Here is a 1,752-nt window from a genome sequence, read left to right as displayed (position 1 = left end):
GGTGCATTTTGTAGAGTTTATAATGTATATGACGTAATAGATAAGTTTTTATCTGATGTGTATAAAAAGGGAGACATACACGATAGATWCACTTATATAAATGGAAGTACTTCTAATGGTGTGGTTATCTATGAAAATGGAAACTTTGCATACTCTCACCATAGTAGTGATGTATGTTGTGATAAACTTTGCAATTCCTTTGATTTAGTAAGACTTCATAAGTTTTCACATTTAGATAAAAATACTTCTATGGATACTCCTACTAATAAACTACCTTCATATATAAAGATGATAGAGTTTATAAGTAAGGATGAAAAGGTAATGCTAGAGTTTGGTCAAAGTAAATTAAATAATGCTATAAAGGAGTTTTCACAAGTAGATGATGAAAACTATGATAATAAAGACTTAAATAGCTGGACCTTAAAGACTTAAATAGCTGGACCTTAAAGTTAGAGGTAGGTAAAAATGGTACGTATAAGTCTAGTATTAAAAACATAGTAACAATACTTGAAAATGATATAAACTTAAAAGAYAAAATAGCTTATAACTTGTTTTCAAATAGAACAATAATAAAAGATGATTTGCCATGGAAAAAGGTAGTTGATAAAGAAAATGGCGATGTATGGCAAGACTCTGATGATGCTAACCTTAGAATGTATTTAGATACAAATTATAATATATCATCTCCACAAAGAATCTATGATGGTGTAGCTATAATAGAAAAAAGAAATGAGTTTCATCCAGTAAGGGACTATCTAAATTCTTTAACATGGGATAATGTAAGTAGAATAGAAAACTTAATGATAGATTATCTAGGAGCAGAAAATAGTGATTATACTAGAGTTACAACTAGAAAAATGTTAGTTGCAGCAGTTACTCGTATATTTAACCCAGGAACTAAATTTGACTACATGATGGTTTTAGTTGGAAAGCAAGGAATAGGTAAAAGTCATATAATAAGTTTACTAGGTAAAAATTGGTACTCAGATTCCTTAATTACAGTACAAGGAAAAGAAGCCTATGAGCAATTACAAAATGCTTGGATATTAGAAATGGCAGAACTATCAGCAACTAAAAAAGCAGAGGCAGAATCTGTAAAGCACTTTATATCAAAAACTGAGGATAGTTATAGACAAGCCTATGGAAGAAGAGTTGAAACCTTTAAAAGACAATGCGTGTTTTTTGGAACTACTAATGACATTGAATTTTTAAAGGATAGAACAGGTAACAGAAGATATTGGCCACTTATGGTTGGAGTAAATACTCCTACAAAGAACTTATTTAAAGATTTAAATAAACATGAAATAGATATGATTTGGGCAGAAGCCATGCACTTTTATAAAAAAGGTGAAAAGCTAATACTAGAAGGGAATGTTTTAACTGAAGCACTTAAAAAACAAGAAAAGCATTTAGAAAACAACAGCAAGGAAGGTATGATAAAGGAGTACTTAGATATTAAACTTCCTAAACATTGGTACGAGATGGATATATATGATAGAAGAAGGTTCATAAATGAAAATGAGTTTTTAAGAGCAGAGGATGATTATATAACAAGGGATAAGGTATGTAGTGCAGAAATTTGGGTAGAGTTATTTGGTGGAGATATAAAGAGTTTTCATAGGAGTAGTGCTTTAGAGATTAATGAGATTTTAAGAAGGACAAATGGCTGGGAAAGTTTAAAGGATGGAGAAGGAAAGCTTAGGTTTGGAAAGTATTATGGTATTCAGAGGGCTTTTGTAAGGAAAAGTTAAT

1 protein-coding gene and 1 pseudogene are annotated in these 1,752 nt (G+C 30.4%); both read left to right on the top strand.

The genetic code is table 11. The annotated features are described in order from the left end of the window. Positions 1 to 432, top strand: a pseudogene (locus tag G3997_RS05140) (hypothetical protein); the annotation flags it as partial. A gap of 116 nt (positions 433 to 548) precedes the next feature. After that, positions 549 to 1,751, top strand: coding sequence for a virulence-associated E family protein (locus G3997_RS05135; RefSeq protein ID WP_296649152.1), 1,203 nt, complete (start codon positions 549 to 551; stop codon positions 1,749 to 1,751). The last annotated feature ends 1 nt before the right edge of the window (position 1,752 follow it).

It is taken from the genome of Romboutsia sp. 13368, from assembly GCF_018336475.1.
In the GTDB taxonomy this organism is placed as follows: domain Bacteria; phylum Bacillota; class Clostridia; order Peptostreptococcales; family Peptostreptococcaceae; genus Romboutsia.
Note: the sequence above shows the minus strand (reverse complement) of the source record. Positions and strands in the feature narration are given on the sequence as shown.